Here is a 24,749-nt window from a genome sequence, read left to right as displayed (position 1 = left end):
GGTGGATATATATGAAAACAATAGCACTTTATGATGAAGATGCATTTGCAAAGGACTTTACTGCAAAAGTAATTTCTTGTGATGAAGTTATAATCGATGATCAAAAGCTTTACAAGGTAGTTCTTGATAAGTCATTATTTTTCCCTGAGCAGGGGGGACAGACCAGTGATATAGGTCGTTTAGATGATCATCAGGTGGTGGATGTACAGATTGAGGGGGATACAGTTTATCATTACTGCAAAGGGGGCTTCCTGATTGGTGAGGAAGTTCATGGTGTGATTGATTGGAACCATCGTTTTTCAAATATGCAGCAGCATACAGGAGAGCATATTTTTACAGGACTTGCTCATAATGAATATGGTGCTGAAAATGTTGGATTCCACCTTAGTGACAATACGGTCACACTCGATCTGAATATAGAGCTTTCAGAGGATATGGTTGAGAATATCGAAAGAAAGGCAAATGAAATCATTGCCGCAGATGTGGCTATTAAGGCATATTATCCTAAACAGGAATTGCTTGGAGCAATAGCCTACAGAAGTAAAAAGGAAATTGATGGGCCAGTTCGATTGGTAGAAATCGAAGGAGTTGATCTATGTGCCTGCTGTGCACCACACGTTAAAAGCACTGGCCAGGTAGGCATATTAAAAGTGGTATCATACGAGAAATACAAAGGCGGAACAAGAATCTATATCCTATGTGGATTAAGAGCCTTAGACGACTACAATCGTCGTATGAAATTGCTGGCTAAAGCGTACCGCACACTGAGCTGCAAAGAGGATGAAGTACCAGATAAAATCACATCTTTGATGGACGAGGGGAAGCAGTTAAAATACGAAATCAATGAAATCAAATCTGGAATATTGATGAATCAGATTGACAGCTATCCCTCTGATGTTTCAGATATCACAATCTTCTCGGAAAATCTGGATGCAAAGATAATGCGTGATGGAGTAAACGCATTGGTTGAAAAGCATGATGGCTTGTGCTGCATATTCTCAGGAAATGACGATGATGGCTACAACTTTGTAATTGGAAGCAGGACCAGAGATTGCGCAGCAATTGCAGCAGGAATGCGAGAGCTTTTAGGAGCTAAAGGCGGCGGTAGCAAGCAAATGGCTCAAGGTAGCGTAAATGCTACAAGAAACGAGATTGAGCGCACAATGTAACAAAAACGCAATATAATGTAACAAATTCGTCAAAATATGGTATACTCTAAAGAAAAACGGAAAAGGGAAGAGTAGCTATGGAAGAAATGTTTTCACGTTTTGATGATTTACGTAAGCTTATAGTTAAGCTTTATAACAACAAAAATGTTCGTCGATGGACAATTGAAATCGTAGTATGTATAGTGGTAGGTCTACTTGCAGGCTGTTTTTCTTATAATGCCCTTCACAAGAAGGATAAAAAACTTACAGTGAGCGAGGAAAATGCGGTAGCCCAGGAAGAAGTTGTAGAAACAACCGACACAGCAGAATCCACAGAATCCTCAGAGGAGGCTGTGGAAGACAATTCTGTTATCACAGTTGTGGATCCTGGCGAATACGTTGACACCATCAAAGACTGGTCGTCAGATGAAATATCTGCAGCAATATCTGAGCGCAGCCAATACCTTACAGACAACAAATACTGGCCTACAGTAGCGAGCTACTGGGAAACAGCACGTGGTGTCACCGGTGATGCTTGCTACTGCACATACTTATTCAATACAGACACAACAGTCTACACCACTGCGGATTTTGAAAATGTACCTGCAGAGGTTATACACATCGCAAAAAACGAAATCTATGCCCGTCACGGCTATAGTTTCAGAGATTCAGAAATAATGAATTATTTCATGGGTCAGGTTTGGTACTCTCCATCTGTAATGCCTTCAGATTTTTCTGAGGATGTATTTACAGAAACGGAAGTCAAAAACCTAGACATGCTAAATTCAATAGACACAATGTAATACGCTCACTGGCAGAGCGAAAAAGGAGTTTAAATGGAAAAATACAGCTATACACCAAAGGGAGTTTGCGCACGCAAAATCGACTTCGAAATTGAGGACGGCAAGCTTCACAACGTAAAATTCACCGGAGGATGCGCAGGCAACACACTCGCCATCAGCAAACTCCTCGAGGGCGCCGATGCAGCCCACACCGTAGAAATTCTCAAGGGCAACCTCTGTGGCTTCAAAGGCACCAGCTGTGCCGACCAACTTGCCCTAGGCATCGAACAGGCCCTCCAGGCCTAGGAGTACACCCGGCCACCATGCCCTCCCGGCGTGGAAATTCCCAGGCCACCCTACCCCGGCCCCGGCACACCCGCCTGCTGTCTCCTGCAAGTACGTCACAGATTTTGGATTATCTAAATGTGTAGTCGCCCATATTTATTAGTAGGTGTTCTTACAAAGTTTTACAATTCTATCGGTAAGGTATGGGTGGAGACGGACAAACACTACACTTAGTAATCATCTGTCTTAAGCTAGCTTTGTATTTATTACTATTTGCTTTGGAGTGAACTTAGAAAAATAAAAAGAGATATTTGATATGAATTGGCAGCTGCCGCTAGGACGGCGGCAGCAGTGGTCACTTGAAACACGACGTTGAATGTGCCACGGTGCCAATACATACAAATAGCTCTTTTTTAATTTTTCTTTGTGAACGGAGTAGCAAAAGTAATAATACAAAGACTAGTTAAGACTAGATGATTATATAAACTACATTGTCCGTCCCACCCATACCTTACCTTCGAATAGTAAAAGCTTCGTAAGTACACCTACATATGAGCGACATTACACATTAAGGTAATCCAAAAATCTGCTCCAATGATACTTGCAGGTGGCAGCAGGCGGGTGTGCCGGGGCCGGGGTAGGGTGGCCTTTATACGTTAGAGGCTGGGAGGGCATGGCGGCCTTAGCGCGTTGGTTGGCTGGAGGGCGTGACGGTGTTTTGACAAGTGTCTTGTCAGTAGACTATACATGTGGTATACTTGCTGTCAACTGAGATTGGCATGTAAAAGGAGAATTGTTATGTCTACTCTGGCAGAAGAGATTAAGGAGTTAAAGAAGGAAAAGAACGCTGTTATTTTGGCACATTATTATGTTAATGATGATGTGCAGGCTATAGCGGATTATGTGGGGGACAGTTACTATTTGGCAAAGGTAGCTGTGGATTTGAAGGAGAGCACCATTGTTTTTGCAGGTGTTAAGTTTATGGGGGAATCGGCTAAGATTCTGAATCCTGAGAAGACGGTTCTGATGCCTGATGAGAAAGCGGATTGCCCTATGGCGCATATGGCAGAGGTGGAAAAGATTAATCAGGTGAGGGCTGAATATGATGATGTGGCAGTTGTTTGCTATATCAATTCTACAGCGGAATTGAAGATGCATTCAGATGTGTGCGTTACTTCTTCAAATGCTATGAAGATTGTAAAGTCATTGCCTAATAAGAATATTTATTTTATTCCTGATGAGAATTTGGGCAGATATATTGCTAGTAAGGTTCCGGAGAAGAATTTCATCTTTAACGATGGTTACTGCCATGTGCATAAGGCTGTTACTGTGGATACAGTAAAGAGGGCGAAGGAGGCTCATCCGGATGCGGAGGTTTTGATTCATCCTGAGTGTACATTGGATGTTTTGGAGTATGCGGACTATATTGGAAGCACTTCAGGAATAATTGATTATGCTACTGCATCTGATAAAAAAGAATTCATTATTTCTACGGAGCTTGGAGTGCTTTATCAGCTCAAGAAGAATAATCCGGAGAAGACATTTTATTCAGCAGGCTCTGTTCAGATTTGTCCAAACATGAAGAAGGTTACTTTGGAGAAGGTAAGGGATTGTTTGAGAGATGGAACAGGGGTAGTTGAAGTAAGTGATGAAAAGAGGGAGAAATCATTGGTTCCACTTAAGCGGATGCTGGAGTTGGCAAAGTAATTTGTGGAAAAGAGTATGAATCATGGAAAAGAAATATGATGTAGTAATCGTGGGCACTGGTGTTGCAGGTTTGTTCTGTGCACTGAGCCTGCCACAGGATAAAAAAATATTATGTATTTCAAAGGATGCCTTGGATGGATGCGATAGCTTTTTGGCTCAGGGTGGCATATGTATGCTTAGAGACGAAGCAGATTATGAGGCATATTTTGAAGATACGATGAGAGCTGGTCATTATGAAAATCGCCGTGAGTCGGTAGAAATCATGATAAAGAGCTCTCAGAGTATAATCAATGATTTGGTTAACTATGGGGTAGAATTTGATAAAAAGGATGGTGAGTTCCTCTTTACAAAGGAGGGTGCTCACTCCAACAATCGTATCCTGTTTCATGCAGATATAACAGGACGCGAGATTACAAGTAAGCTTTTGGCTAGAGCACAGGAGCGAGATAATATCACATTGATGGCACACACAACTATGGTTGATTGGGTTTGTCATGAAAATGTATGCTATGGAATTGTTGTTGCAGATATGGATGGCAAAACAACTGCAATCGAAGCGGACGTAACAGTACTAGCCTGTGGAGGCTTAGGCGGTGTATATCCTCATTCGACAAACTTCAGGCATATCTCTGGCGATGCTTTGGCACTTGCTATGTATCACAATGTTAAGCTGGAGAACTGTGATTATGTACAGATTCATCCTACAACTCTGTTTACAAAGCAGGGTGGACGAAGCTTCTTGATTTCAGAGTCTGTTCGTGGAGAGGGAGCAGTCCTCAGAGATAAGAACGGTGAAAGATTTACAGATGAATTACAGCCAAGAGATGTGGTTAGTCATGCAATCTTTGACAAGATGAAGGAGCAGGGAACTGAGCATGTATGGCTGGATTTTTCACCAATTCCAAAGGATGAGATTTTAAATCATTTTCCAAATATCTACAACAAGTGCAAGGAGGCTGGATATGATCCGCTTACTGATTGGGTTCCAGTAGTGCCTGCACAGCACTATTTCATGGGCGGCATTTATGTAGATAGAGACAGCAAAACCACAATGGAGCAGCTGTACGCAGTTGGCGAAACCAGCTGTAATGGAGTACATGGAAGAAATCGTCTTGCTAGCAATTCATTGCTTGAAAGCCTTGTATTTGCAAAACGTGCCGCACTGGATATTGCAGCAAGAAATGACTATAAAACAGCTCAGGATTTTGATAATCTTGTAAACATGGATGGTTATGAGGATCTTCCAAGCATTATGGAAAACTATCATGCAATGGTGGTTGGTGAAATCAAAAAAGAAGCAGACATGAGAGCCGAAAAGGAGGCCATATAAATGAACAATATTACAATGAAGCTCAATGCAGACGAGCTTATCAAAATGGCATTGCGCGAGGATATTTCAAGTGAAGATGTTACTACAAATTCTGTTATGCCAGGTCCACAGGCAGGTGAGGTGGAGCTTATCTGTAAGCAGGATGGTGTAATATGTGGAATGGACGTATACGAGCGTGTATTCAAGATACTTGATGAAGATACAATTGTGGAAAAGTATGTAAAAGATGGAGATAAGGTCGCAAAGGGACAGCTTATGGCAAAGGTAAAGGGAGACATTCGTGTGCTTCTTTCAGGAGAGCGCGTGGCTCTTAACTACCTTCAGCGTATGAGTGGAATTGCAACATACACAAATCAAGTTGTTAAGCTTTTAGAGGGCAGCAAGACCGTTCTTCTTGATACAAGAAAGACAACACCTAACATGCGTATTTTTGAGAAATATGCAGTAAAGTGTGGCGGTGGACAAAACCACAGATATAATCTTTCTGATGGAATTCTTTTAAAGGATAACCATATCGGCGCAGCAGGCTCTATCACAAAGGCTGTTCAGATGGCTAAGGAATATGCGCCATTCGTTAGAAAGATAGAAATCGAAACAGAAACTCTTGAGCAGGTTAAGGAAGCAGTGGAAGCAGGTGCTGATATTATCATGCTTGATAACATGGACGTGGCAACTATGAAAGAAGCAGTTGCAATAATTAATGGTCGCGCCAAAACAGAATGCTCAGGAAACGTGACAAAAGAGAACATAAAAAATATAATAGACAGCGGAGTTGATTATGTTTCAAGTGGAGCATTAACTCATTCAGCTCCAATTCTTGATATTTCGATGAAAAACTTACATGCAGTTTAATCTGCATAAAGGGAGGAACTATGGACGGACAGGCAAGAAGAAAAAGACTTATAGAGATAATTCGAAAATCGGATAAGCCTGTATCGGGCACAGCACTGGCAAATGAACTTGATGTTAGTCGTCAGGTTGTGGTCACAGATATTGCATTAATTAGAGCTAATGGCATAGAAATTACTTCAACAAACAGAGGATATGTATTAGCATCTGAGAATAAATGCAAAAGAATAATAAAAAGTCATCACAATGATGATCAGATATTAGATGAGCTTTTTGCAATAGTTGATAATGGTGGTTGTGCAGAGAATATCATTATCAACCATCGCTTTTACAACCGTCTTGAAGCACCACTTAATGTTAGCTCAAGAAGGCAAGCAAAGGAATTTATGGAGGCGATAGTTTCCGGAAAATCAAAATCCCTAAGCTCTGCTACAAGTGGATATCATTATCATATCATTAGTGCAGATAATGAGGAGACACTTGATATTATTGAGCAGGAGCTTAAGGATTTGGGCTTCTGGTTACCTCTTGATGATTGGATTTTGCAGTAATACTAATCTAAATGGAATTTGACTTGATTTCGGCCACTTTCCTTGGCTTCATATACTGCGTCATCCGCTCTTTTTACAAATGATGTAAGGGTGTCATTTGGTTTTGCCAATGTGACACCTAAGCTTATTGTTAGATGTTTTACAGTTACAAAGCATATTTCATCGATTTTCTTTCGTATAGATTCGGCAAATTCTACTGCAGTCTTTTCATCCACATCTGGGATAATATAAACAAATTCTTCACCACCCCATCTGCCAAATATATGGCCTTCTTTCAGACTTTCCTTGATAACATTTACAACTGATAAAAGAACTGAATCACCAACATCATGACCATAGGTATCATTTACATGTTTGAAATGGTCAATATCGATAAAGAACAGGCCATAGGACATGCCTTGATTTGTGAGTTCCAGCGCCTCTTCTATTTTTCTTTCTAATTCCCAACGGTTATAGATTTTAGTAAGTTGATCCGTATAGGCTACCTTGCCAAGTTCCTTGTTTAGGTTGTCCAATTCCTTAGAAGTGCTTTCAAGGAAGGTAAGGATACGTTCTACAAATGGTATTTCCTGGTCAATTTTTTTGTTGTTTAAGTCACTTTTTTCTTCCACATACTCTCGACAAGGAATTATACAGTCTGTAGAATTGTCAGATTCTTTTAAGCCTACTGCTACTAAAGCACTATTTAAGTCTCCACCAAATCCATCATCAGTATAGAATAGCTCAGCATAGCCGGTAGTTACTGATAATTCAGGATAATAGTGGTAGTACTGATTGATTTCTTCTAAATATTTATCCTTCAAAAACTTTACTCGATTGCCACATTCAAAGATGAAAAGCGCTTCTGGCTCAAAATTGTGTACATCATTTACAGATTGAGCAGTGAGAGCAAAGAGATTATCAGGATTTGCATAAGATAATCTAAAATGGTCTCCTTTTTGCACATCTGACGTGAAGGAAATGCTGCCATCTTGCAAATATCCAGAAGGAACTCTTGCAATTTTGAAATTATTTCGCTCGATTATCAATGGAAATTCGCAAACATTCTGAACAAAGTGGCTATTGGGCGAAACTTTCAAATATTTAGAAAATATATCTACGGCAGGCTTTTTATCCACTTCAACAATAGTGCTATTACCGGATGTTTTTGTGATTGCCATTTCCAAACCGATAGGCTGCCAACCGAGATTGTTGTCCATATATATTTTTAATGAAGTACTTACAAAAGCAACTACAATAAATCCGGTAGAGTATACACCTTTGCCATATATATGAGCAGGATTTAACACTCGAATGTTTCTTCCAGCCTTCGCTCCGAATGTAGGTATATGGTGATGGTTAAACTCATGGACAAAACTGTTTATTGAAATACTGTTTGCGTAATAAAGTATTTGAAGACATTTTACATTCTCTAAATCTTCCAATGCTTTGCTCATAACGCGGCCAGCCACGAAAGCTGTTGTGTTTTCCATATCGAATTCAAACTGAACAAGCTGTGTTTCTTTAAAATATGTAACAGATAGCTGTAGCGGAAAGCTGCTTATATCGTATTCTTCTGTGGCAATATTGGCTGCAGTCATACCAGTAAGACATGCCTTAGGACATTGGCTTATTATTTTATTAATCATAGCCTGTTCATCCACGTCAGTCTTTGAGTTATATAATTGCATCAAAATACCAGAAGCAGAAATGTATGCTTCCGAATTTGAGATTGTACCTAATATATCATCGAGTTCATCTATGCTTTGAAAATAATAAGTTTTTTGAAACATATGACCTCCAAATTAATAGTTCAAAATTATATTTTGTAATCATAATAGCATTATGTTGTGATTATTTTAAGACTAACCTATTAATTTGATAGTCAAATAGAATGGTTTTAATGAAAACAAGGATAAGATATAATAAAAGGTAAGAAATATATGACTTATAGAAGGGAAGAATAATGTCAGCAATTACAAATGATTGGCTTGAGCCTCTTACTCCAGAGTTTAAAAAGCCATATTATAAAGATTTATATGAAGCAGTGAAGAAGGAATATCACGAGCATCCTGTGTATCCACCGGCAGATGATATTTTTAACGCTTTTGATTTCACGCCACTATCAGAAGTAAAGGTAGTTATTATTGGTCAGGATCCATATCACGAGCCTGGTCAAGCTCATGGCCTTTGCTTTTCGGTTAAGCCTGGAGTAAAAACGCCACCTTCACTTGTGAATATATATAAAGAGTTGAACGATGATTTGGGATGTTATATTCCAAACAATGGATATTTGGAAAAATGGGCACGCCAGGGTGTTCTTATGCTTAACAATGTACTTACAGTTCGTGCACATCAGGCTGCAAGCCATGCAGGTATCGGCTGGGAAAAATTCACCGATGCAGTAATCGATATTTTAAACCAGCAGGACCGTCCAATAGTATTTTTACTATGGGGCTCACCAGCTGCCAAAAAATGCGCAAAGCTAAATAATCCGAATCATTTAATACTTAAAGCACCACATCCATCACCTCTTTCTGCATACAGAGGTTTCTTCGGTTGTAAGCACTTTTCAAAGACTAACGAATTTTTGAAATCTAAGGGATTAAGCACCATTGACTGGCAAATTGAGAATATATAGTTGATAGATGTGATGTTTTCACAGTTTTTTCACGAATTATTCTTGGGTCCGGTATTGTACAATTTTATTTATTCCTTTATATTTAATTTAGGGTATTTTCGGTGAAAATACACACTTTATAAGGGATAATGGGGACGTTGTTTTGAACAAACTAAGGGCATTTCAGAAAAAGTATTTTAGTCCAGACCTACCTATAGATTTGGTGTTATTCAATATCATTACTATTGTTGGATTGATTGGTGGAATTATCACTATTCCATTCAACATTATTAATGGTATGTCAGGAATTTTGACTGCAGTTATTTTCGTTTCTGTGATAATAGATGCAGTCTGCATATATATGGCCAACTATATGAATAGGCTGAAAAACAGTACTATCGCAGTATGTTTTGTGGTGGGAATAGCTCTGTTTCCAGTCATGTTCTTTGTTACCGGAGGAATCAACAGCGGTATGGTTTGCTGGTTCTCCATGGGACTTATTTTTATATTCATGCTTTTAGACGGCATGGATTTCTTATTTATGTTATTAACTGATGTGGCAATCATTATTGGTTGCTACGTCATTTCTTATTATCATCCAGAATATGTAGTGAGCTTACAGACAAAGCGAAGCGTATTTTTTGACGTGGTACAATCAATGATGATTAGTGCCTTCGCAATCGGCTCAATTATTAAATTCCAGAGATCAATTTATGAAAAATTATATAGACAAGCTGCTATCAACAACGATGATTTGTTAGAAAAAACACTGCAGGCTAAAAAGGCCGAGAAGCAGGCGCAGACAGCGACAGAAGCAAAGAGTAATTTCCTTGCAAATATGTCTCATGAAATCAGAACTCCAATCAATACCATCATGGGTATGGACGAGATGATTTTGAGAGAAACCTCAGAAAAGGTCGTTGAAGAATATGCTTTGGATATCAAGACGGCTTCACAAAACCTGCTTTCATTAATAAATGATATTTTGGATATCACCAAAATCGAGTCAGGTAAGATGGGCATCGTTAAAGGTGAATATGATTTCATGAGCCTTATGCATGATGTTTTAAATAATGTTGTGCTGAGGGCGAAGGAAAAGAATCTGGAATTAAGGCTTAATATTGCAAGCAATATCCCTTGCAATATGTTGGGCGATGATATTCGAATCAAGCAGGTGCTTACAAACATCATCACAAATGCAGTAAAGTATACCCAGGAAGGCTACATTGAAATAACCACCACCTGTCAAAAGAGCCTTGGCGAATATGTTGAGCTTACCTTTTCTGTAAAAGATACAGGTATAGGAATAAAGCCAGAGGATATCAAAAGGATGTTTGAATCCTTTGAGCGATTGGAAGTAAATAGAAATAGAAATATCGAAGGTGCTGGCCTTGGAATGACCATTACTCAAAATCTTCTTAAGATGATGGGTAGCACATTAAATGTAGATAGTACCTACGGCGAGGGCTCTACTTTCTCATTTACCATTAGCCAAGAGGTAGTAAATCCTGAGCCAATCGGTGATTTTGAGCAGAAGTTAAAGCAGCTTACCTCAAATTACGAGTACAGCACAAGTTTTGAAGCACCAAATGCTACTTTCCTAGTTGTAGATGATAATGCTATGAACCGTAAGGTGTTCGTTGCATTGCTTAGAGATTCCAAGGTAAAAGTTGTTGAAGCTGAAAATGGATATGATTGCTTGCAGCTTATAAAGAATCAGCATTTTGATATGATTTTCCTGGATCATATGATGCCTGGTATGGATGGTGTTGAAACCTTCAAAGCTATGGCGAAGCTTGAGGGCAACAAGTGCCTTGGCACACCAGTAATAGCACTTACCGCAAATGCTATTGCAGGAGCAAAAGAAAGATATTTAACACTTGGTTTCCATGGCTTCCTTTCAAAGCCGGTAGTGCCTGCACAGCTTGAAAAAACAATCCGTGATTTTCTTCCAGAGTCGTTGCTGGAGTATCATGAGCCTGATGCAAAAGATGAAGCAAGAATGAATCGTGTTAAGAAAATTGAGCTTCCTGATATTGAAGGAATTGATTGGGATTATGCATTGTTGCATTTCCCTGATACAAACATGGTATTTCAGACGGCGGTGGATTTTTATGATTCGATAATGTTTGAAAGGGATGAGATACTTAGGTATTATAAAGATATAGACAGCGGAAACACTCTTGAAGATTATCGTATAAAAGTTCACGCAGTTAAAAGCATGGCCAATACAATTGGCGCTACAGCATTAGGCGGACTTGCAAAGACTTGTGAGTTTGCAGCTAAGGACAATAACATCGATAGAATTAAAGCTATTACACCAATTCTTATTGAAGAGTTGGAAATAATGCATGACAGGCTGAAGGTGCTTTCATCGGATGTTGAAAAGCCTAAGCTGGAGGATATTGATGAACTGTTTGCTTTGCTTGAAATGTTGAAGATGTCAATTATGACACATGACTCAGAGCAGGCTGACAATATTATGAAACAGATTATGTCATATTCTTATGACGATGATAAACAAGTTAAACTAGAGCAATTAAATCTTCGTATTATGAATTTGGAAGAAGATGAGGCACTTGCAGATATTGAAGAGCTACAAAGCTAGTTAAGGAGAATACAAAATGCGTAAAATACTTATAGTGGGAGATTTCAGTAGCGAATCTCCATCAGATGTAAATTCATTCCTTGCACAACATTTCCATACACAGTTATGTACTAGTAGTGCAAAAATAGTTAAGAGCATGTTGAAGTTGTACGCTCCTGATTTAGTTTTGATGGACATTGATGACTTCGAGATGCATCAGGAAGATATTTTTGAAGCGATTCGAGAATACAATGAACAGCTTCCTGTCATAACATTTGGACGAGAGCTTAAGAAACAAATGTTTATTTCATACTATTATTCAGGACAGTGCAAGCATATTCCACAGCCAGGCCGTGAAGAGATTATAAAAGAAATTTGCAAGGCTTTTAGTATGAATGCAGATGCTATTTTGAATGCTGTAGTAGAAACTGAGAAGCGCCACATCATTGTTGTAGATGACAACCCAGTACTTCTTAGAAATATGAGAAATATGCTTCAGGATAAGTATCGAGTTACTCTTGCAACATCTGCGGCTCAGTGTATGAAAGCTATGGGACAGGATAGACCGGACTTAATCATTCTTGACTATGAAATGCCAGTTGTAGATGGTAAGCAGACTCTTGAAATGATTAGAGCAGAGGATGATTACAAAAATGTTCCAGTAATTTTCCTTACAGGAATTGCAGATAAGGAGCATGTAGATGCAGTACTTGATCTTAAGCCAGCAGGCTATTTTGTAAAGCCACCAATGCAAACAAAGATTATAAATGCGATAGAAAATATTTTCTTAAAGCAAGCAGAATCATAAAGCAAGCGCCCTTCGGGGCGCTTTTTTATGCACAAAATGTTCACTTGATGACGTTGAATTTTCAACATTTATACACAAATATAGATTAAAATATAGACAATTATCAGACAATACGGAGGGGATAATATGAGTTTTAAGAAAATCGGAACCAAGATGCTGGTAATGATTTTGCCAATACTTGTTATTGCTCAGATAGTATTGACTATTATGTCGGCAACATCAAGTGATGCTCTTGTAGATACAAAAACACAAGAGTCTATGAGTGCAGAGCTACGTGCAAATATTTCTGAGGTAAGTGGATATTTGCAGGATGTTGAAACTCTGGCAGATTCAATCGCTATCAGTGTTGCTTCATCATATACATTCACAGCATGGGATGCATATGAGAAGATGCTTCAGGATATGATCGCAACAAACGATATCGTGTTAGGATCCGGATTGTGGTTCGAACCATATGCCTACGACCCAGAGCAACAATACTATGGTCCATATGTATATAAGGATGGTGACAAATCAGTTACTACATGGGAATATAGCAATTCCACATATGATTATTTCGCTCAGGAATACTATACAAATGCAATGGCAAGCGATGGCCCAGTTATAACAGATCCATATTATGATCCAACATCTGAAACAGTAATGTCCTCATGTTCTACCCCTATTGTTGTAAATGGCACAAAGATTGGTTGTGTTACAGTAGATATTGAGCTTTCCGCTATTACTGAAATCATTAGCAATGTAACAGTAGGAAAAACAGGTGTAGGTATCCTTACAGCTTCAGACGGTCTTCTTATTGCAGGATATGACGATCAGAAAGTTCAGGACGGAGCATATTTAACAGAAGATGAAAATGCATCCGTAGTTTCCATGATGAGTACGGTGCTTGCTGAAGATGAAGGAACATCTGGATATACCGCAGGAAAGACTGACCATAAGGTATATTTTGATACTATTGATCTGACAGGATGGAAGCTTATGGTTTCCATTGATGCATATGAATTAAAGCAGCCAATATACCTGTTAATCAATCGTTTAGTGATCGTATGCGTTGTGGCATTGGTAGTAGCAATAATAATTATTGTTATCGGTATCGGCGGTGTAGCAAAGACAATCAGAAAGGTTCAAAACTTTGCGACAGAGCTTGCGGAAGGTGATTTTACAATTGAGAAGCTTTCTGTAAAAGGTAAGGATGAGCTTGCTGTAATGTCAACGTCATTGAATGATATGTACGGAAATAACAAGGGTGTTATTCAGAGCATTTCAGACTATTCAGTGGATATTAACGAGGCAAGTAATAATCTTAAATCTTCTGCAAATGAGCTTAAGATTGAGTTCGATAAGATTGTAGATATTATGACAGCTGTAAACGAGGATATGATGAATTCCTCAGCTGCAACACAGCAGCTTTCTGCATCTGTTGAGCAGGTTGCAATGTCTACAGACAGCTTAAATGATGAGACTAAAGGTAGCTTGGATCTTGCTATTGATATTCAGAAGAGAGCTACAGAAATCGGTAAGAACAGCCAGGAGGCCTTCGATAAATCTCAAACCTTGCAGTCTAGCTTCGAGACTAAGCTGGAGGACAGTATAGCACAGTCTAAGGTTGTTGAAAACATTGGTGAGATGGCAAGTGTAATTGCAGACATTGCAGATCAGATTACATTGCTTTCTCTTAATGCATCAATCGAAGCAGCACGTGCAGGCGAGCAAGGAAAAGGCTTCGCAGTTGTTGCAACTGAAATTGGAAAGCTGGCAGGTCAGACAACAGATTCTGTAGAAAAGATTCAGGAAACTATTTCTGGTATACAGGATGCCTTTGAAGGCCTTGCTACTAACGCTAAATCCCTTCTTGACTATGTTTCAAATACAGTAACACCAGATTATAAAAACTTTGTAGGTGTTGCTGAAAGATACGGTCAGGATGCAGAATCAATTAAAGAAACATCTGAAAAGCTGTCGAACATGACAGAGTCAATTCAGGAGATTATGAACGAAGTAAAATCTGCAATTCAAAATATTGCAGAGGCTACTCAGAATACAGCTGCAAACAGTGGCGAAGTAATGGATTCAGTTTCCGAGCTATCTGAGACAGTAACTGAGATTAACGGAATGTCAGATAAGCAAAATGGCATTGCACAGGATTTAACAAGAGTTGTAAGCCAGTTCAGATTAGATACAGAGACTGCGGAATAATCCGAATAATACAAAATTTTGATAAGGGGTGGGGCCATTTATGTAATCATAGGTGACCTCACTTTTTTATGCATATTTTAGAAAATAATAGTCTAGACAGATAATTTTAATTATGGAATAATCGAATTAATTACGACGAGGTCTAGATATTATGAGTAAGAAAGTTATATTTTTTGATATTGATGGTACACTCATCAATTTTGGCGGGGAATTTCCAGAATCCGCCAAAGAAGCTTTAAGATTGGCTAAGGCAAATGGCCACAAGATTATTTTATGTACTGGCAGAAGCATCTGCCAAATTGAAGAAAGACTATTAGAATTCGGATTTGACGGATTCGTATCTGCAGCTGGAGCGAATGTTACATACGGTGGAAAAGAAATTTTTGCAAACCATATGACGGAGGCCCAGCTATCTAAACTTCTTGATTTTATGAAATCTCAAGAAATGATTTACATGCTTCAATGCACTGACAAGGTGGTTGGTACATCTGAGTGCTTTGAGGCGATGCATGAGAATTTTAAGGAACGTCTAAAGGGGCAGGTCCCAAAGAATATTTCACAGATTTTCGAGCATGAATATGTAGATGACAATTTAATAAATAACGCGGCGAAGTATGAAAATGCTGAGAAAATATGCTATTACAAAGCTGGATTATCGCTTGGGCAGATAAGAGAGATGCTTGGGGAAGATTACTACATTACTGCCATGAGCTTTAAAAATGAGAACGAGTCCTCTGGTGAAATAGCAGTTGGTGGAATCACAAAGGCTGTGGGAATGGAAAAGCTTGTTGAATACTTAGGTATCACAAGAGAAGACACAGTTGCATTTGGTGACGGGCCAAACGATTTTGAAATGATTGAATATGCTGGCATTGGGGTTGCCATGGGAAATGCTTCAGATGATTTAAAGGCGATAGCGGATTTTGTCACAACTAATATCACTGAAGACGGAATATATAATGGGATGAAGGAATTGAAATTAATCTAGGTGGGGTATGAAGAAAAATCGCGACATTGTCTATGAATATCTTTGGAAAGAGAGCATAGCTACAGGGAAAACAAGTTGGAAAACCGATGAGGTTGCAGAAGCTTTAAATATGCAAAGAACAAATGTAAGCACACTTTTAAATGAGCTTACAACGGAAGGTTTGCTGATAAAGTCAAAAACGAGGCCAGTTTTATACAAGGTGGCATCACGTACACAGGATACTGTTGAAAGAAAGCCTTTTGAAGAGCTGGTGGGATTTGATGGCAGCCTGAAAAAGGCGGTTGATGATGTAAAAAAGGCTTTGATGTATCCAGCTGACTCATTGAATATTCAGGTGGTTACTGATGCAGGCAGTGGCTCAACTGCATTTTGCAATGATATTTATTACTACGGTTTGATGATGGGAAAGTTTGGCAAGAACAGTCCATTTATTTATGTTAATTGTAGACATTTCAATAAGAATCGTAGTGCATTAAATGATGTGATTTTTGGTGACAAAAGTGGAATAGAAAAATCAGCATTCTATCAAGCAATGGGTGGAGTGCTGTTTATTGACCATATTGAGCTTTTAGAACCGGAACAATATAGCCGAATATCAGGCTTCCTTGAAACAGGAAGAATCGATAGTTCGGTGGATAAAAGAACGGAATATATAAAGAATCTTGTATTTGTATTTACCATGACATCCTGGGATGATGAACAGGTTGACTGGAGAAATACTGTTTCTATACCATTACCACGGCTTAATGACAGACCAATGAAGGAGATTTTTAAGCTTATTAAAAACTTCTTTGCAAAGGAAGCTGAAAACTCAGGATGCCAGATTAAGGTAGACGTGGATGCCATGAGGATATTGATGAATGTGGAATACCCTCATGGAATAAAAACAATGGTAAATGGAATAAAAAGTGCCTGTGCTAATGCATACATAAAGCTTTTGGACGAAGAAGGAAAGACAATGTATGTAACAGGACAGGATTTACCAGAAGATGTCCAGGCTAATTTCAGACCAATAGGAGCCATTGGTGCTCAAATCGATAGTATTATTGGTACTGCAAACTATTTTTCTTTTGGAGATAAGTCTAGTGATGAAGGTGAAATAGAGGCCACCGAAGTTTACGGTCAGTTAAAGAATCAGTATCAGGGAATGATAGACAAAGGAATATCAGCTGATGCAATCAAAAAGGTTATTGGTTCATATCTGGATAATATTTGCTTTGATATGCCTAAAAATCTGATTTCAGGCTCAAACATAAATATAGGCCAGCTGGCTCAGATTGTTGATACAAATGTAATAAACTATGTCAGTCTATTTGCTGAAAGATACAAGCATGACTATGGAAAAGAGCTGTCTGATAGCATGTTTTGCGGTCTTTGCTTGCATATTAATAGCATTCTGAAAAAGGATAAAATCAGTCCAAAAAGAATTGATGATGATCAGGTTAGAGCAATTATCACTCATTATCCTAAAGAATATGCCACTATGTTGGATTTTACTCATGTTTTGTATGAGCGATTCTTCTTAAAGTTTTCAATAGAGGAAGTGGCTATCCTTACAATGTATCTGATAGATACTAAGGAATCTGATGATAGTCCGGTATTGCTTTATGCTATGCATGGAAAAGGGGTGGCTTCTGGCTTGGCGGAGGTTGCCAACACAACCACAAAGGAAAACAATGCATATGCCTTGGAACTTGATGTCAATGAAGATACCTCTGCAACTAACCTAGCTTTGGAACAGAGGATTAAAGAAGTGAATCAAGGTGGCGGAGTGGTTGTAATATACGACTCGTCTTCCATGGAGGTGATGTTAGATAGCATAGCAGAGCGTTGTAATATAAAAATACGTGGTATGAATATACCGATTACAACCATCGGAGTGGTGGCCTCACGAAATTGCAAAAAAGAAAATGATATTGATAAGGCATATCATGGAATCAGAAAATCCATGAATCATATGTACTACGAATATAAACGTCCAATGGCAATCGTAACCTTATGTCATACATCTGAAGGTGGGGCTGAGCAGCTAAAGAATTACATCAGCAGATATTCAAAGCTTGAAATGCCGATATTTGCCCTTTCAATGGGAAATAAAGATAAGCTTATAAAAGAGGTTATCGAGATTAAGAAAAGCTACAGAATACATGCCTTTGTAGGTACATTTGATCCTGAGATTTTTGGTATTCCATTTATATCTATTGCAGATGTGTTTGAATGCAGCAAGGAAGATTTGGACCATGTGTTGATGTTTGAAACAGTTCAAAGAAAATATATGGGCTATGAAAAAGTAATTGATAATTATGGCAAAGAAGCAAAATATCTTACTGCTGAAAAGCTTCGTAAATACGTACCGGGTACAGTTGAAAAGCTGGCTGTGGCTTATGATTTGGATGCTGATGAGCGAGTAGGATTGTGTGCTCACATTGTCTATATGCTGGATGTTCTTAGCTCGCCAAACTATAAAATCAAGGGAATAAACAATTCAAAGTATTTTGCAGATAACCCTACGGACTATAAGGTAATATCTAATTATCTAAAAGCGCTGGAAAAGAACTTCCATGTGATAATTAGCGATGAAGAGGTGGCGACCTTAATGCGCATTCTGAAAAAAGAAAGATAAAACTAAAAAAGAGTGGAACCAATAAGTGGTATCCACTCTTTTTCAGTGCGAAAAATTAGTTTGCTCTAGCTTTAAATACGGCTCTTTCAACGTCGTAAAGAGAGTTAGACATGCGAGAGAGATATAAGGCTTCGCCGAGCTTTGCAAAGAAACCTTTGCTTTCGGCTTGGAAATTGTTTAAATTAACTTGCTCATAATCTACAAGGATATTATCGTCTTTCGGAGTAATCAGATAACTCATCCTATATGAATCAGTCAATGAAGAAGCAGTCGCTTCGTAAAATTCCCCTTTTTTGTACTTGTTGATAAGTAATTCGACCTTATTGATATCGGTATCACGATTCTGAATAATGCGAAAACCTTCCTGAATATCTGAATTGGTATAGGCCTCCTGCTCCTCATCCAAATTATCGTTAGCGATTTTCAGTAGCTGGTTTTCCAGATAGTCAAAGAACTCATCTGTTGTAATAGTAAGTGTTCTTGATATCTTCATAGGGGCATATTAGCACAGTAATTTTATACAAACAAGGTCACTAAAATCCGGATTTTTTAGACAGAATTTATACATAAACGGAATAAGTACAGAAGAATTTATACACAAATAAAATAAGGCAAAAAAACTATACACAAACCATAGAACATAGCTAGTGTATAAAAAATAAAGTATGTTCAAAATGTGAATTTATACACTTGGAAAAGAAAGATTGTGCATTTTGCACTAAACAAATATTACGAAAATATTGATATATTGACACTATTGCACAAAGAATGTAAAGTAGTCACATAACAACTAGCAAGGAGGGTTTTAGCTATGGCAGAGGTTCAAGAGCCTATCGATGGCGAGATGATTGCTATGGGAATAATTGCCAGTGCAGGTGATGCTCGTTCATATGCTTTCGCAGCACTCGAGGAAGCAAAGAAAGGGAATTACGAGGAAGCAGATAAGCTGTTAGAAAAATGCAAGGAAGCTGGTGTTGGGGCACACCAGAGTCAGATGGATTTACTTACAGCTCAGGCAAATGGCAATGCTCCTGAAATGGATGTGCTTTTAGTACATGCTCAGGATCATTTCATGACAAGCATGTTAGCAGAAGAGTTAATCAGGGAAATAATCCAGCTCTATAAAAGACTGGACGAAAAATAAAACTTAAGGGTTTAAGAAAAGGAGAGGTAAAACTATGAAAATCTTATTAGTATGTGCAGGTGGAATGTCAACAGGTCTTCTTATGAAGAAGATGAAAGAGTATTGGGAGCAGCAAGGAGAGGAACTTACAATCGACGCTGTTGGTTTGGCTGAATATAAGGATGTATTCCAGGATTACGAATGCGTTCTTGTAGGACCACAGGTTAGATATAAGTTGGAGGATATCAAGAAAGATACAGGTCTTCCAGCAGACGTTGTAAATTCACTTGATTATGCAGTTGCTAACTGCCCAAATATTATGAAGCAAGTAAAGGGGATGCTGGCTTCTTAATATAAATAAACTATTTACATATCTAGAAGGAGAAGAAATTTTATGGAAGGTATTTTTAACTCAAAGGGCATGATTGCCTTGCAGGAATTTGGGCAGAAATTGGGACAGAACAAATTCCTTAGCTCTTTACAGGCAGCAATGATGGGTTCAATGTCACTCATCATGACTGGTTCGGTATTTCAGATTATATGTGCAGTATTGTCGATGCTTGGGGTATCATCAGATTCAACAATCTACACAATACTCTATCAGCCATATAATTTTACAATGGGTTTGGTAGCTCTTTGGATTACAGGTATGATTGCATTCAATTACGCAAAGACAAGAGGAGTTAAATCTCCACTTCTTTCAACAATTGAAGCATCAGCAGTATTTGCAATGGTAGCTTGCTTTGATCTTACACAGGGCTCTTCAATTGCAAATCTTTCTGTTACATATCTTGGTTCACAGGGAATGTTCCTTGGATTCGTAGTTGCATTCTGCTGTGTAAATGTTGATTACTTCTGCCAGAAGAATCACGTACAGATCAAGATGCCAGATGTTTGCCCACCATCACTTGTAAACGCTATGGCAGCAATCATCCCATCATTCTTCAACGCAACAATTTGGCTTGGCATTTCAGCAATTGTTATCTCGGCAACAGGCGGAGCTTACAACCTTGCATCAGGATTTATGGCTGTTCTTTCAGCTCCTCTTGCAGCACTTACATCAACAGCTGGTATCTTTGTACTTTGTGCATTTGCTTGCTTTATGTGGTGCTTCGGTATTCACGGAACAATGCTTATGATTTCAGTTCTTATGGCTCCAATCATTATGGCAACATCTGAGAATGCAGCTGCTTATGAGGCAGTAATTGCAGCAGGCGGAACAGTAGCAGAGGCACAGGCAGCTCTTACATTCTATCCAGTTGCACTCTTTGCTTGCATCGCAATTTGTGGTGGTACTGGTAACACTCTTCCACTTTGCTTGTTCGGACTTAAGGCAAAGTCAGAGCAGATTCGTGCCGTATCAAAGGTTGGTGTTGTTCCTGGATGGTTCGGAATTAACGAGCCTGTAACATTTGGTATGCCAGTAATGTACAATCCAATCCTTTGCATTCCATACATCTTAAACTGCTTAGTAATCATGGTGCTTACATACTTTGCATACAAGTTTGGATTCTTAAGACCAGCACATGTATATATCGGTGCATTGATGCCTATGGGCTTTGCGCAGTTCCTTGGAACATTCCGTTGGCAGAATGCTCTTTGGGATTATCTCATGATTATCCCAGCAGGCCTTGTTTGGTATCCATTCTTCAAGGTATATGACAACCAGCTTGCAGCTAAGGAAGCAGAAGCTAAGGCAGCAGAAAATCAGTAAAGCTATTGAACTGCCGTTGAATAAATATCAATGGCAGTTCTCTTTTTAGGAGGAGACATGAGTAAATTTCCAAAAGGTTTTTTATGGGGAGGCGCTACAGCAGCCAATCAGTATGAAGGAGGCTACCTTGAGGGGGGCAAGGGGCTTAATACATCTGATGTTATGACAGCCGGAAGTCACACTGTTCCACGTAGAATTACATGGAAAAATGAAAAGACAGGTGAGACAGGTTACACAGGAATGGGTTTTGGAAGTGATATGACATTTCCAGAGGGAGCTGTTCCAGCAGTACTAGAAAACACATATTATCCTAGTCATGTTGCGACAGATTTCTACCATCATTTTAAGGAAGATATTGCATATATGGGGGAGATGGGATTTAAAACATTTCGTCTTTCTATGAACTGGGCTCGAATCTTTCCAAATGGAGATGATGACCAGGCAAATGAAGAAGGTCTCAAGTTTTATGATGAGGTTTTCGACGAGTGTAAAAAATATGGTATCGAGCCACTAGTTACACTTTCACATTATGAAACCCCACTTCAGCTTCTTATCAACTACGGGGGCTGGAAAAATAGAAAGCTTATAGGCTTTTTTGAAAAATACGCAAGAACAGTATTTGAAAGATATAAAGGTAAAGTTAAGTATTACCTTACATTTAATGAAATAAACATTATGGACATGGCTCCATACATGGGCGGCGGAATGATGGATAATTCTGATCAGGCAAAAGCCCAGGGTGCACACAATCAATTTGTTGCCAGTGCTCTTGCTGTAAAAGTAGCTCATGAAATTGATCCAGAAATTAAGGTGGGACAGATGCTTGCATATGCACCACTTTATCCATACACATGTGATCCAGCTGATCAGATTCTTCAGCTTGAAATGTCACAGCACACATTATTCTATTCTGATGTACAGACTGGAGGATTTTATCCAGAGTACAGATTGAAGGAATATGAAAGAAAAGGAATAGTATTAGATGACACTCCAGAGGATTATGAGTTAATCAAAAACTATTCATCAGATTTCCTTAGTTTCTCATGCTATGGTGGGCACACACTCACAACTCATAAAGATGTGGAAGGCTCAGGCGGCAACTTCTTTATGGGAGTTAAGAATCCATACATGGAGACAAATGCATGGGGATGGGCAACTGATCCAGCTTGCTTAAGACTTGCATGTAATACACTTTATTATTGCTACCGCAAACCAATTTGGATTGTAGAAAATGGTATAGGCTGGAGTGATGTTAAGGAAGCCGATGGAAGTGTTCACGATGATTATCGTATTGATTACTTGAGAAAGAACATTAAATCTATGTCAGATGCAATCAATTTAGATGGTGTAGATTTGATGGGCTACACAATGTGGGGATGTATTGATTTAGTATCTGCAGGCACAGGCGAGATGAAAAAACGCTACGGCTTCGTGTATGTAGATATGGATGATGAAGGAAATGGTACACTAGAGCGTTCTAAGAAGGACAGCTTTGAGTGGTACAAAAAAGTAATTGCCTCAGATGGCGAAGATTTAGATTAAAGGGGAAAAGAGAAAATGGTAAGTTTCAATTATACAATCACAGATGAAGTAGGAATTCACGCAAGACCAGCTAGCCTTTTGGTAACAGAGGCAAAGAGCCATGCAGATAAAATCACAATAGTTAAAGGCGAAAAGAGCGCCGACGCAAAGAAGCTAATGGGATTATTGTCACTTGGTGCAAAGCAAGGGGAGGAAGTTACTGTACAGGTTGAGGGAGAGACAGAGGCTGACACCTTGGTTAAGCTTGAAGAATATTTCAAAAACAATTTGTAGGAAGTAATGATTATGAAAAAACTCACTGGAAAGAAAGTCTTCAATGGTGTTGCCATTGGAAAGATATATTTTTATGCAAAAAAAGAAAATATAGTAACAAGAACAAAAATCACAGATACAGATGCAGAGTGGCAAAGATATTTGGATGCAAGGGAAGAGGCAATTTCCCAGCTTACTGCTTTGTACGAGAAAACAAAAAAGATTGCATCGGAGGAAGAAGCAGAAATCTTCAACGTTCATATCATGATGCTTGAGGATGAGTTTAGCGACTCAATTGAGAACATGATAAAAACTCAAAACGTAAATGCGGAGTATGCAACAGCTCAGACTGGTGACAACTTTGCGGATATGTTTGCAAATATGGATGATGATTATTTCAAGGCTAGAGCTGCAGATGTAAAAGATATTGCAGAGCGAGTAATCTCAATTCTGCTTGGAAATCAATCAGGTGAGACAAACTTTGATGAGCCTGTAATTGTTGTTGCAGAGGATTTATCTCCAAGTGAAACTGTACAGATGGATAAAGATAAAATCCTGGCTTTTGTAACAAAGCTTGGATCTGAAAATTCTCATACAGCTATTCTTGCAAGAACAATGGGAATACCTGCATTGGTTGGCGCTGCAGATGTATCTGAAGACGTAAATGGCAAAGAGGCAATAGTTGATGGTACTGAAGGCTTAATGATTGTTGAACCTGATAAGGAGACATTGGAAAACTACGAAAAGGTTCGCGAGCAGAACAGACGTCAGAAGGAATTGCTCAAAGAGCTGAGGAATAAAGACACTGTTACTAAGAGTGGCAGAAAAGTAAATCTGTATGCAAACATTGGTAGTATCGGTGATTTAAATTCTGTTCTTGTAAATGGCGCAGAAGGTATTGGGCTATTCAGAAGTGAGTTTATATATTTGAAATCAGACAGCTATCCTACAGAGGAAGAGCAGTTTAAAATCTATCGTCAGGTAGCAGAAACAATGGCCGGTAAAAAGGTTATAATCCGAACACTAGACATTGGTGCAGACAAGCAGGTAGATTATTTTGATTTAGGACATGAGGATAATCCTGCTCTTGGCTTTAGAGCTATAAGAATATGTTTGGAACGCCCAGATGTTTTCAAGACTCAGTTGAGAGCTTTGTACAGAGCAAGCTACTATGGAAATATATCAATTATGTTTCCAATGATTATCTCTGTTGATGAAGTTAAGCGCATCAAAGAAATAGTAGCAGAGGTAAAGCGTGAACTGGATGAAGATGGAATTCAGTATAAGGATGTAGAGCTGGGTGTAATGATTGAAACACCAGCAGCTGTAATGATGAGCGAGGAAATTGGAAAAGAAGTTGATTTCTTCTCTATAGGAACCAATGACTTAACTCAGTATACACTTGCCATTGACAGACAGAATCAGCGCTTGGAAAACTTCTATGATCCACATCATCCAGCAATTTTGAAGATGTTGAAAATGATTGTGGATAATGGGCATAAGAGTGATTGTTGGGTTGGTATTTGTGGAGAACTAGGTGCTGACCTGGAACTTACAAAAACTTTTGTTGAAATGGGATTTGACGAATTATCAGTCAGCCCTGCAATGGTACTTCCAGTAAGGGAAGCAATTAGAAATATGGATTAATACTTGGAGGATTTAAAT

At 38.8% G+C, this 24,749-nt stretch carries 21 protein-coding genes; 19 read left to right on the top strand and 2 right to left on the bottom strand.

What is annotated here, in order from left to right; genetic code table 11:
- Nucleotides 1–11: 11 nt before the first annotated feature.
- The 7 genes from CRN97_RS03705 (at nucleotide 12) to CRN97_RS03675 (ending at nucleotide 6,652) form a co-directional block, all read left to right on the top strand.
- Nucleotides 12–1,169 (top strand): alanyl-tRNA editing protein, encoded by a 1,158-nt coding sequence (locus CRN97_RS03705; RefSeq protein ID WP_097075917.1) that lies wholly within the window; start codon nucleotides 12–14, stop codon nucleotides 1,167–1,169.
- A 77-nt stretch (nucleotides 1,170–1,246) separates the two neighbouring features.
- Nucleotides 1,247–1,951, top strand: coding sequence for a YARHG domain-containing protein (locus CRN97_RS03700; protein WP_097075916.1), 705 nt, complete (start codon nucleotides 1,247–1,249; stop codon nucleotides 1,949–1,951).
- 33 nt (nucleotides 1,952–1,984) lie between these two features.
- Complete coding sequence (locus CRN97_RS03695; protein WP_033152943.1) at nucleotides 1,985–2,236, top strand: TIGR03905 family TSCPD domain-containing protein; 252 nt, start codon at nucleotides 1,985–1,987, stop codon at nucleotides 2,234–2,236.
- Nucleotides 2,237–3,013: 777 nt separating this feature from the next.
- Nucleotides 3,014–3,922, top strand: coding sequence for a quinolinate synthase NadA (nadA, locus tag CRN97_RS03690; protein ID WP_097075915.1), 909 nt, complete (start codon nucleotides 3,014–3,016; stop codon nucleotides 3,920–3,922).
- A 22-nt stretch (nucleotides 3,923–3,944) separates the two neighbouring features.
- Nucleotides 3,945–5,252, top strand: a complete 1,308-nt coding sequence (locus tag CRN97_RS14265) for an L-aspartate oxidase (protein ID WP_097075914.1) — start codon at nucleotides 3,945–3,947, stop codon at nucleotides 5,250–5,252.
- Nucleotides 5,253–6,104 carry a carboxylating nicotinate-nucleotide diphosphorylase gene (gene nadC, locus CRN97_RS14260; protein WP_097075913.1) on the top strand — a complete coding sequence of 284 codons (852 nt, stop codon included), beginning with the start codon at nucleotides 5,253–5,255 and terminating at the stop codon, nucleotides 6,102–6,104. It begins immediately after the preceding gene.
- A gap of 20 nt (nucleotides 6,105–6,124) precedes the next feature.
- Nucleotides 6,125–6,652: a transcription repressor NadR gene (locus tag CRN97_RS03675; RefSeq protein WP_033152949.1), complete on the top strand. Its 528-nt coding sequence runs from the start codon at nucleotides 6,125–6,127 to the stop codon at nucleotides 6,650–6,652.
- Between the two features lie 2 nt (nucleotides 6,653–6,654).
- Here the strand turns inward: CRN97_RS03675 and CRN97_RS03670 are convergent, their stop codons facing one another.
- Nucleotides 6,655–8,424 (bottom strand): sensor domain-containing diguanylate cyclase, encoded by a 1,770-nt coding sequence (locus tag CRN97_RS03670; RefSeq protein WP_097075912.1) that lies wholly within the window; start codon nucleotides 8,422–8,424, stop codon nucleotides 6,655–6,657.
- A 173-nt stretch (nucleotides 8,425–8,597) separates the two neighbouring features.
- Here CRN97_RS03670 and ung point away from each other — a divergent pair, with 173 nt between their 5' ends.
- The 6 genes from ung (at nucleotide 8,598) to CRN97_RS03640 (ending at nucleotide 18,453) form a co-directional block, all read left to right on the top strand.
- Complete coding sequence (gene ung, locus CRN97_RS03665) at nucleotides 8,598–9,272, top strand: uracil-DNA glycosylase (protein WP_097075911.1); 675 nt, start codon at nucleotides 8,598–8,600, stop codon at nucleotides 9,270–9,272.
- Between the two features lie 142 nt (nucleotides 9,273–9,414).
- A complete protein-coding gene (locus CRN97_RS03660) occupies nucleotides 9,415–11,859 on the top strand; it encodes an ATP-binding protein (protein WP_097075910.1) in 2,445 nt (814 codons plus the stop codon).
- A gap of 16 nt (nucleotides 11,860–11,875) precedes the next feature.
- Nucleotides 11,876–12,646, top strand: a complete 771-nt coding sequence (locus CRN97_RS03655; RefSeq protein WP_097075909.1) for a response regulator — start codon at nucleotides 11,876–11,878, stop codon at nucleotides 12,644–12,646.
- Nucleotides 12,647–12,772: 126 nt separating this feature from the next.
- Nucleotides 12,773–14,842, top strand: coding sequence for a methyl-accepting chemotaxis protein (locus CRN97_RS03650; RefSeq protein WP_097075908.1), 2,070 nt, complete (start codon nucleotides 12,773–12,775; stop codon nucleotides 14,840–14,842).
- A 151-nt stretch (nucleotides 14,843–14,993) separates the two neighbouring features.
- Nucleotides 14,994–15,830: a Cof-type HAD-IIB family hydrolase gene (locus tag CRN97_RS03645; RefSeq protein WP_097075907.1), complete on the top strand. Its 837-nt coding sequence runs from the start codon at nucleotides 14,994–14,996 to the stop codon at nucleotides 15,828–15,830.
- A 7-nt stretch (nucleotides 15,831–15,837) separates the two neighbouring features.
- Nucleotides 15,838–18,453, top strand: coding sequence for a PRD domain-containing protein (locus CRN97_RS03640; RefSeq protein WP_097075906.1), 2,616 nt, complete (start codon nucleotides 15,838–15,840; stop codon nucleotides 18,451–18,453).
- A gap of 55 nt (nucleotides 18,454–18,508) precedes the next feature.
- Here CRN97_RS03640 and CRN97_RS03635 read toward each other — a convergent pair whose 3' ends face one another.
- Nucleotides 18,509–18,946: a DUF3284 domain-containing protein gene (locus CRN97_RS03635; protein ID WP_097075905.1), complete on the bottom strand. Its 438-nt coding sequence runs from the start codon at nucleotides 18,944–18,946 to the stop codon at nucleotides 18,509–18,511.
- Between the two features lie 318 nt (nucleotides 18,947–19,264).
- On the opposite strand from CRN97_RS03635, the gene CRN97_RS03630 reads away from it, so the two are divergent.
- Genes CRN97_RS03630 through ptsP form a run of 6 tightly spaced genes read left to right on the top strand, consistent with a single transcriptional unit; the run spans nucleotide 19,265 to nucleotide 24,731 of the window.
- Entirely contained in the window at nucleotides 19,265–19,597 is a 333-nt protein-coding gene (locus CRN97_RS03630; protein WP_090395441.1) for a PTS lactose/cellobiose transporter subunit IIA, read from the top strand.
- A gap of 34 nt (nucleotides 19,598–19,631) precedes the next feature.
- Entirely contained in the window at nucleotides 19,632–19,928 is a 297-nt protein-coding gene (locus CRN97_RS03625) for a PTS sugar transporter subunit IIB (RefSeq protein ID WP_090395442.1), read from the top strand.
- Between the two features lie 42 nt (nucleotides 19,929–19,970).
- Nucleotides 19,971–21,290, top strand: a complete 1,320-nt coding sequence (locus CRN97_RS03620) for a PTS sugar transporter subunit IIC (protein WP_097075904.1) — start codon at nucleotides 19,971–19,973, stop codon at nucleotides 21,288–21,290.
- Nucleotides 21,291–21,347: 57 nt separating this feature from the next.
- Nucleotides 21,348–22,832 (top strand): family 1 glycosylhydrolase, encoded by a 1,485-nt coding sequence (locus CRN97_RS03615; protein ID WP_097075903.1) that lies wholly within the window; start codon nucleotides 21,348–21,350, stop codon nucleotides 22,830–22,832.
- 15 nt (nucleotides 22,833–22,847) lie between these two features.
- Nucleotides 22,848–23,105 carry an HPr family phosphocarrier protein gene (locus CRN97_RS03610; RefSeq protein WP_090395445.1) on the top strand — a complete coding sequence of 86 codons (258 nt, stop codon included), beginning with the start codon at nucleotides 22,848–22,850 and terminating at the stop codon, nucleotides 23,103–23,105.
- A gap of 12 nt (nucleotides 23,106–23,117) precedes the next feature.
- Nucleotides 23,118–24,731: a phosphoenolpyruvate--protein phosphotransferase gene (gene ptsP, locus CRN97_RS03605; RefSeq protein ID WP_097075902.1), complete on the top strand. Its 1,614-nt coding sequence runs from the start codon at nucleotides 23,118–23,120 to the stop codon at nucleotides 24,729–24,731.
- The last annotated feature ends 18 nt before the right edge of the window (nucleotides 24,732–24,749 follow it).

Source organism: Pseudobutyrivibrio ruminis DSM 9787 (assembly GCF_900218035.1).
Taxonomy (GTDB): Bacteria; Bacillota; Clostridia; order Lachnospirales; family Lachnospiraceae; genus Pseudobutyrivibrio; species Pseudobutyrivibrio ruminis.
This window is presented reverse-complemented; position numbering and strand designations above follow the sequence as displayed.